The organism is Microbispora sp. NPDC004025, from assembly GCF_053604425.1.
On record NZ_JBSGHN010000034.1, the window covers coordinates 1 to 8293 of the forward strand.

Genomic DNA, 8293 nt, shown 5'->3' on the forward strand with positions numbered 1-8293 from the left:
TGCTGGTCGACACCCGGCGGCTGGCCGACAGTTTCCCGGCGATCGACTACTTCGAGGAGGCGCGCCTGCCCTTCGTCGTCGGCGTCAACGGCTTCGACGGGCAGTTTCCGCATGCCGAGGAGGAGGTGCGGGAGGCGATGACCTTGGCCCCGCAGATTCCGATCGTGCGCACCGACGCCCGGGACCGGGAATCGGTCAAGAGCACGCTGATCACACTCGTCGAGCACGCGCTGACCATGCGTGTCGCCGTTCCCGGCCCGGGTTTCCACTAGCGCCCCTCCCACCGATCTTCGCCCCGTCGCGTCGCCCAGAGCGGCACCTCGCCGCGTTGTCGCCCGCCCACGAAGATTCCTCGCAAGCTCAGAATCTCCGCGGGGCCCGGGAAGATCACTCGTAGGCTCCGCTACGAGCTCCTCCTCCGCCTTGCGATGCACCACTCTGGACACCGCTCCGCCCAGGCGAACCTTGGTGGTCGCGGCACTGGCGGTCAGTCGGGCAGGGCCTCGATCAGGCTCGCCCCGGCGGGCAGCGGCAGAACGCGGGAGAGCGTGAAGCCCGCCTCGCCCAGCAGCCGTGTGTGTTCGCTCAGCGTGCGCTCCCTTCCGCCGTCGGTGAACGCGAGCATGCGCATGTCGAGGTCCTTGCCGATGTGCGGCGTGGCGTCGTCCGGCAGCACCATCTCCAGCAGCAGCAACCGGCCGTGGCCGGCGAGCGCCTTCCGCACGTTGGTCAGGATGCGCAGGGCCGCCTCGTCGCTCCAGTTGTGGATGACGCTGGCCAGCAGGTAGAGGTCCCCGCCCGCGGGCACGCTGTCGAAGAAGTCGCCGCTCTCGAACTCGCAGCGGTCGCCGAGGCCCCGCGCGCGCAGCGACTCCCTGGCGTCCTCGACCACGTGCGCGATGTCGAAGAGCACACCGCGCATGCCGGGGTGCCGGTCGAGCACCGCCGCCAGCAGATGCCCCGTTCCCCCCGCGACGTCCACGAGCGTCCGTACGCCGGTGAAGTCGTAGGCGGTGGCCAGAGCGGCTTCCAACGGCGCCGCGCGGATGGCCATGTATTCGTTGAACAGCCGGGCAGCCTCGGGGTGCTCCTCGAAATAGCCGTACAAGGGGCCGAAACGCGTGATGAAAGCGGACCGCCCGTCCCGCACGGTCTGCGCGAGATTGCCCATCGCGTACCAGTACCCGTTCTCCGCGATCACGCGCACCGCGGAACGCAGGCTGCCGGGGACGCCGTCGCGCAGCGTCTGACCCTCCTCGGTCAGCTCGTACACGCCGGGGACGACGGTGCGGACCATGCCGACCGTCTCGAGTTCCCGCAGCACGCGCGTCAGGGAGGGCTCGTGCGCGTCGCACGCCTTGGCGAGCTCCGACACGCTCATCGGGCCGGAGGACAGGTGTTCGGCGCAGTTCAGCTCCGCCATCGCGGCGAGCGCGGCGAACCGCGAGATCCCGACGATGGCGTTCCAGACAGGGCCGGTGGAGTCGATCAATGCTTCTCCAGAACAGTGGGTGAGGGGGAGCCGCCTCGGACCAGGCGGCCCACTTCGGCACGCAGCCGGACGAACGCGTCCAGTTGCCGCGTCGCGATCTGGTCGCGTGATTCGCCCAGGTCGACCGGCAGGTCGGCGGCGACCCGGGCCGGCGACCGGGTGAGGACGATCACCCGGTCGCCGACGTAGACGCTTTCGTCGATGTCGTGCGTGATCAGCAGGGTCGTCATGCCGTCATGCGCGCAGACCCGCAGCACCAGGTCTTCGAGGTCCTCGCGGGTCTGCGCGTCCACCGAGCCGAAGGGCTCGTCCATCAGCAGCAGGGACGGGCGGTAGGCGAGAGCGCGGGCGATGGACACGCGCTGCTGCATCCCGCCGGACATCTCCCAGGGGTACTTCTCCGCGGCGTCGGCCAGGCCGACCTGGTCCAGCGCGGCCATCGCCGCCTCCCTGCGGCGCCGCCGGTCCAGCCCGCGGCGCCGCAGCGGCAGCGCCACGTTGTTCGCGGCCGTCATCCAGGGATAGAGCGAGCGGCTGTAGTCCTGGAAGACGACGGCCAGGTTGTCGGGGATGCGCTCCACGGGCTGCCCGTCGATCAGCACCCGGCCGCCGGTGGGGCGGATGAGGCCGGCGACGGACCGCAGCAGGGTGGACTTGCCGCAGCCGGAGGGGCCCACGACGCAGACGAGTTCGCCCTCGGCGGCACGGATGCTCACCCCGTCGAGAACGCGATGCGAGCCGTACGAGTGGACCAGATCGGTGATCTCGAGCACGATGCCTTCCTAGGTGGTCTGCCTGGCGCTCCTGTGCCAGGCGAGAACGCGCCGTTCCAACAGCAGGAACGCGGAGTTGAGCAGATAGCCGAGGAGGCCGAGCACCACCAGGCAGCCCCACATGTCGGCGTAGAGGTAGGTGCGCTGCGCCGACAGGAGCCGGTAGCCGAGGCCGCCTGAGCCGGCGAAGATCTCGGCGACGATCAGCAGGATCAGGGCCAGCGAGAGAGCCAGCCGCAGGCCGGCGAAGATCTTGGGCATCGCGGCGGGCACGATCACCCTGGTGAGCCGCTGGGCCGTCGAGAACCCGAAGATGCGCGCGGTCTCCAGGTGCTGCCGGTCCACGGTCCGCGCGCCGTCGATGGTGTTGACGAGGATCGGCCAGATGATCCCGAACACGATCGTCGCGAGCTGCGCCGGCGTGCCCAGCTTCAGCAGGGCGAGGAAGAAGGGCACCAGCAGCGGCGGCGGCACGGCCCGGCCGAGGTGGATCAGCGGGTCGAGGTAGCCGGACAGGCGGGGGGAGCAGCCGATGGCGACCCCGGCGGCCACCCCGAGGACCGCGGCGAGCGCCCACCCGGCGAACAGCCGGGCGAGGCTGGGGCCGAAATCACTGATCGCCTGCTCCGTCAGCAGGAGATGGGCGGGCGGGCCGGACAGCCACATCTCGCCCATCCGGGCCAGCGTCACCGACGGGGGAGGGAAGAACGGCTGCTCGGCGGCGCGCGTGACGATCTCCCAGGCCACGAGCGTCACGGGCACCAGCCACAGACGGCCGAGAGCTCTGATCACGTTCATCGGGCGGCTCCGGCGCGTACGTCGTGCCAGCGGAACAGCCTGCGTTCCACCGCGACCAGGGCGGAGTTGGACAGCACGCCGAACAGACCGGCCCACAGGGTCGCGCCGAGCATCAGGTCCATCCGGTTGCCGCCCGCGGCCTCCAGGATGTAGATCCCGACGCCCTCCGCCCCTCCGGCGAGCAGCTCCGCGCTGATCACGAGGATGACGGCGGTGCCGGCGGCGACGCGGATCCCGGTCGCGATGAAGGGCGCGGCGCTGGGCAGCGCCACCCGGAGCAGCACCGACACCGGACCGAAGCCGAAGCTGCGCAGGGTCTCCTTGGCGAGCGGATCGACGTCTCTCAACGCGTAGATCGTGTTGATGACGATCGGCCAGGACGCCGCGTAGACGACGACGGCCACTCTCAGGTGCAGGTTGTCGCTGAACAGGAGGATCGCGAGCGGGATCACGGCGACCGACGGGATGGGCCGGAGGAACTCGATCAGCGGCCGTACGGCGCGCTCCACGGGCGGCAGGGCCCCGAGCGCGAGTCCGGCCGGGACCGCCACCGCCACGGTCAGCAGCAGGCCGAGCCCCCACGCGACGAGCGTGGCGCGCGCGTCGGCGAGGAACTCCCGGTCGGCGAGCAGCTCCGCCGCGCCGCGCAGGATCGTGGACATGCGCGGCAGGAAGCGGTCGTCGATCAGGCCGGTCGCGCCGACGATCTCGGCCGCGGCGAGGAACCCCGCGACGCCGGCGACGCCGCGGAGGACTCGTGCGTGTTCCATAGCGGTTACGGGGTGTCCGTCAGCTCGCCGGAGGCTGCAGGATCATCGACTTCACGTCGAGGTCGTTCTTGATGTAGCCGTACTCCTTCATCAGGCTGGCCACGCGCTGCAGCCGCGTCTCGCTGAGGGAGGTCGGGTAGGAGCCCAGGGAGATGACGGCCGCGGTCGCGGCGTCGATCTTCGTGTACTTGGGCAGCGTCTCCTCGACGACCTTCCGGTCCTTCGCGACGATCGCCTGGGCCTTGCCGAGCGCCCGCTGGAACGCGGCTATCGCCTTAGGGTATTTGCTCGCGGTGGCTTCGGTGGTGAACCAGCCGGCGATGGGCAGACTTTCGGTCGGGCCGGTCATCTCGTCGACGACGATTCTGCCGCCCGCCTTCGATACCACGGTGATGAACGGCTCGACCATCGCCGCAGCGTCGACCTGGCCGTTTTCCAGGGCGCCGGGCATGTCGGGGAACGTCTTCTCCACGAACTGGTTCGGTGTCGCGGTCACCCCGGCCACCTTCATCTGCACTTCCGCGGTCAGCTGGCTGACGCTGTTGAGGACGTTGACCGCTATGGTCTTCCCCTTGAGGTCTGCAACAGTTTTGATCGGGGAGTCCTTTTTGACCATAATGACGAAAGCGCCGGGAGCGGCGCCGTAACTGTCCGAAACATACTTGAACTTGCCCGCACCCTTGTCCTGGGCGAGGAAGGTTCCGACGTAGGCGCCGAGCGAGATGTCGAGGCTGCCGCCCAGCAGCTTCTGGGTGGCGACGGCGCCGCCGGCGACCACTTCGGGCTGGATCTCCAGGCCCTCGGCCTTGAAGAACCCTCTCTCGATGGCCACCTGCAACGGCGCGCTGTCCGGCACCGGAATGGTGCCCACCTTCAGCGTCGTCTTCTCCAGTCCGTTGTCCGCGGGAGCGGAGGACGTCGTGTCGGAGTTACCGCAAGAGGTGAGCGCCAGGACGGCCGCGACGCCGACGGCGAGAGCACGACTCAAAAGCCTCATGAATTCTCCTCGTCTGGAGTGTTGAGGTGGTCGCCCGCGGCGGGCCCGTCCCGCGCAGACGGCGACGGGCGAGAAGCGTACAGGAGCCGTATGGATTCGGTGCGTTTGAGTCACGATTGTAGTCAAATTTAGGGGTAAATCACCTCTGTCGTCTTTTGGAATTACGGGCAATGGCTTGGACCGGTTCCATGAGGGGGGCTGTCGCGCAGGTTCTGTCCGATATCACTTTCTCCCTGCTCGTCGCCGTACCGTGCACGCGCATATAGGCCTGAGCGAAAATCTGGACCGCTCCAAAATGCCAAGCTCTTTGTCTATCTCGACGCCTTATGCTCAAATTGCCCGGTGATGTGCGGGCTCTCGCATTAGAGCGACCCCGGAGCCTTATTCCATAGATCAGCGCGAGAGGTTGCGCCAGTGAGGACAGCAACGATCGACAGCGGTCGCCGCGCCGAGCCCGAACCGGTCGTCGAGCCCGCCGCCGGCGCATCCTCCATGGACGGCGGGCCACCCGCCGATCCCGCGGTAGGCAACTCGCTGCACCTGAAGAACTGGCGGGTGCGGACCCGGCTCGTCGCGCTGATCGTGCTGCCCACCGTCGTCGCGGTCCTGCTCGGCGGCCTGCGCGTGACGAGCTCGATAGCCAGCGCCGCCGAGTACCAGCGGGTGCGCGACGCCGTGGAACTCGTCGGCAGCATCGGCATGCTCCTCCACGAGATCCAGCTCGAGCGGGACCTGGCGGTCGAGTACGTCGCGGGCGGCCGTCGTGACGGCGACCTGCTCACCCTCGTGAAGAACCAGCACGAGGCCGTGGACGCCGCCGCGCAGAAGGTGAGCGCGCGGGCCGAGACGAGCGGCGACGCACTGGGCGGGCTCGGCCGGGAGGACCTGTCGCGTGCCCTGGCCCGGCTGGCCGACCTGACCGCGTTCCGGAAGATCGTGCTCGACACGCAGCTCCCGCCGCTGCGCGGCATCGAGAAGTACCGGCTCGTCACCGACGACCTGCTGAAGCTGTACGACGCGGCGGGCCAGGGCGTGCCGGACGAGGGCCTGTACGCGAGCATCAAGGCGCTCGGCGCGCTCGCCCGGGCCAAGGAGGCGGTGTCGGAGCAGCGCGCGCTGCTCGCGGCGGGACTGGTCCGGCAGCGGCTCGACCAGGCGGAACTCGACGCCTTCACCGGCGCGGTGGCCAGGGAGCAGAGCGAGCTGGCGGCGTTCACCGCCGTGGCCACCACCGACGAGCGGCAGCTCTACAACGACACCGTCACCGACCAGAAGGTGGACCGGGCGCGGTTCTTCATCGACCGGGCGCTCTACCTCGTGAGATCCGGGCAGTCCATCCGCAACCTCAGCGGCAGGGGGACCGACGCCGACCTCTGGTTCGACGCGATCAGCGAGCAGGCCAACCTCATGCGCGACGTGACCGACGGTCTGACCAGGTCCATCGTCAGCCGGAGCGCCGCCCTGCAGAGCTCCGACCGGAACGTCGCCGTGCTCAGCATCAGCATGGTCGTCGTCGTCCTGCTGCTGGTCCTGCTCATCACCGCCGTCATGGCGCGCTCTCTCGTACGGCCGCTGCGGCGGCTGCGCAGCGAGGCGCTGGAGGTCGCCGGTCACCGCCTGCCCACTCTGGTGCAGCGGCTGCGCGAGTCCGAGGGCGGCGCGGCGGGACAGGCCGAGGTGCAGCCGATCGGCGTGGTCTCCGCCGACGAGATCGGCGAGGTCGCGCGGGCCTTCGACGAGGTCCACCGCGAGGCCATCCGGCTGGCGGGCGACGAGGCCCGGCTGCGCAGCAACGTCAACGCGATGTTCGTGAACCTGTCGCGGCGTACCCAGACCCTCGTGGAGCGCCAGATCACCCTGATCGACGGCCTGGAGCAGGGCGAGCAGGACGAGCAGCGGCTCGGCGACCTGTTCAAGCTCGACCACCTGGCGACCCGCATGCGCCGCAACAGTGAGAACCTCCTGGTCCTCGCCGGGCAGGAGCCCGCACGCCGCTGGAGCCGGCCCGTCGAGATCACCGACGTCATCCGGGCCTCACTGTCGGAGGTCGAGGGATACGAGCGGGTGGTGCTCAACTTCCCGGGTGACGTGTCGATCGTCGGCCAGGCCGTCAACGACGTCATCCACCTGCTCGCCGAGCTGGTGGAGAACGCGCTGTCGTTCTCCCCGCGGGACACGAGAGTGGTGGTCTCGGGCAATCGGATCGACGGCGGCGGCGTGATGGTCTCCATCACCGACTCCGGCATCGGCATGACCCCCGAGGAGATCGGCCAGGCGAACTGGAGGCTGGCGAACCCGCCGGTGGTGGACGTGTCGGTGTCGCGGCGGATGGGCCTGTTCGTGGTCGGCCGTCTGGCCCTGCGCAACGGCATCAGGGTCCAGCTCAGGCCGCACGACGGAGGCGGGCTCACCGCCATGGTCCTGCTGCCGGAGTCGATCATCAGCCATCCGGCGTACCAGCCGGAGTCCTATCAGGGGGCGTTCGCCCCCGCCTGGAGCCCGCGGCAGGCCGTGCAGGGGACGGCGCAGCAGGGCATCGGGGCCTGGGGCCAGCAGCACGGGCCGGGCTCCGGCGTCGCCGCGCCGGCTCTCCACGATCCGCTCACCCGGATACGCGGCCGGTCGTCCGGCGGCGTGGACGAGGCGGCGACCGGGCCGCTGCCCGCGGTGACCGGGCCCGTCCCGGCGAGGCCCGGCGCCATGTCGGCGACGACAGGACCGGTGTCGATCTCCGGCCCGATACACGGCGCTCCCGTCGGCGCTCCCGTCCAGCCGGGCGGCGTGCGTCCGGGCGGAGCGGAGGCCGGGCCGGCGGCCACCGAGGAATACCTGCCGATCTTCGCCTCCGTCGAGTCCGCCTGGTTCCGGCGAGAGCCCGTCGGCGACACCGGATCCGGCTGGCGGGACACCCCGGAGGTCGACGCCGGCTGGCAGGCCGCGGCCGCGGTCGCCGAGAAGCCGGCGTCGGACGGCACGACCACCTCCGGCCTGCCCAAGCGGGTGCCGAAGGCCAACCTGGTGCCCGGCTCCGCGGAGCCGCCCGCGGCGCCCGCGTCCCCGCAGCAGCCGCTTCTGTCGCCCGACCGGGCCCGCAGCCGGCTGGCGAGCTTCCAGCAGGGCGTACGGCAGGGCCGGGCGGTGGCCCGGGGCGAACTGAGTGAGGACGAGGGCTATCCGCTGGCGAAAGGGGACGGCGCATGAGGGAGTTGAGCCAGGGGGCGCGCGGCCTGAACTGGCTGATCAGTGATTTCGCGAATTCGGTTCCCGGCGTGGCGCACACCGTGGTGGTGTCGGCGGACGGGTTGCCTCTGGCGTTCTCGCAGGGGTTTCCGAAGGACCGGGCGGATCAGCTGGCGGCGGTGGCGGCCGGGTTGATCAGTCTGACGCAGGGTGCCTCGCGGGTGTTCGAGGGTGGCCCGGTGACGCAGACGGTGGTGGAGATGCAGCGGGGGTTGTTGCTGAT

At 70.1% G+C, this 8293-nt stretch carries 7 protein-coding genes and 1 pseudogene; 3 read left to right on the forward strand and 5 right to left on the reverse strand.

Going from position 1 to position 8293, the window contains the following annotated elements:
* Positions 1-272, forward strand: a pseudogene (locus tag ACWEQG_RS38820) (ATP-binding protein); the annotation flags it as partial.
* A gap of 215 nt (positions 273-487) precedes the next feature.
* Here the strand turns inward: ACWEQG_RS38820 and ACWEQG_RS38825 are convergent.
* Genes ACWEQG_RS38825 through ACWEQG_RS38845 form a run of 5 tightly spaced genes read right to left on the reverse strand, consistent with a single transcriptional unit; the run spans position 488 to position 4830 of the window.
* Entirely contained in the window at positions 488-1492 is a 1005-nt protein-coding gene (locus ACWEQG_RS38825; protein WP_452292628.1) for a methyltransferase, read from the reverse strand.
* Positions 1489-2265, reverse strand: coding sequence for an ABC transporter ATP-binding protein (locus ACWEQG_RS38830; protein WP_452292630.1), 777 nt, complete (start codon positions 2263-2265; stop codon positions 1489-1491). The genes ACWEQG_RS38825 and ACWEQG_RS38830 overlap by 4 nt, the downstream gene beginning before the upstream one ends.
* Before the next feature lie 9 nt (positions 2266-2274).
* The gene (locus ACWEQG_RS38835; RefSeq protein ID WP_452292632.1) at positions 2275-3063 is read right to left on the reverse strand and encodes an ABC transporter permease; all 789 of its coding nucleotides are present in this window, start codon (positions 3061-3063) and stop codon (positions 2275-2277) included.
* Positions 3060-3833 (reverse strand): ABC transporter permease, encoded by a 774-nt coding sequence (locus ACWEQG_RS38840; RefSeq protein ID WP_363473105.1) that lies wholly within the window; start codon positions 3831-3833, stop codon positions 3060-3062. The genes ACWEQG_RS38835 and ACWEQG_RS38840 overlap by 4 nt, the downstream gene beginning before the upstream one ends.
* 19 nt (positions 3834-3852) lie before the next feature.
* Positions 3853-4830, reverse strand: coding sequence for an ABC transporter substrate-binding protein (locus ACWEQG_RS38845; protein WP_452292634.1), 978 nt, complete (start codon positions 4828-4830; stop codon positions 3853-3855).
* Positions 4831-5244: 414 nt separating this feature from the next.
* Here ACWEQG_RS38845 and ACWEQG_RS38850 point away from each other — a divergent pair, with 414 nt between their 5' ends.
* Together ACWEQG_RS38850 and ACWEQG_RS38855 are read left to right on the forward strand one after the other, a co-directional pair.
* On the forward strand, positions 5245-8031 hold the full coding sequence (locus tag ACWEQG_RS38850) for a sensor histidine kinase (RefSeq protein ID WP_452292636.1): 2787 nt from the start codon (positions 5245-5247) through the stop codon (positions 8029-8031).
* Positions 8028-8293 (forward strand): roadblock/LC7 domain-containing protein (locus ACWEQG_RS38855; RefSeq protein WP_452292638.1); only part of this gene is annotated, 266 nt, incomplete at its 3' end. The genes ACWEQG_RS38850 and ACWEQG_RS38855, both read left to right, overlap by 4 nt.

Excerpts from the sequence above, each read along its gene's own strand:
- ACWEQG_RS38835 (WP_452292632.1), bottom strand. The coding sequence starts at position 3,063 with ATGAACGTGATCAGAGCTCTCGGCCGTCTGTGGCTGGTGCCCGTGACG.
- ACWEQG_RS38840 (WP_363473105.1), bottom strand. The coding sequence starts at position 3,833 with ATGGAACACGCACGAGTCCTCCGCGGCGTCGCCGGCGTCGCGGGGTTC.
- ACWEQG_RS38845 (WP_452292634.1), bottom strand. The coding sequence starts at position 4,830 with ATGAGGCTTTTGAGTCGTGCTCTCGCCGTCGGCGTCGCGGCCGTCCTG.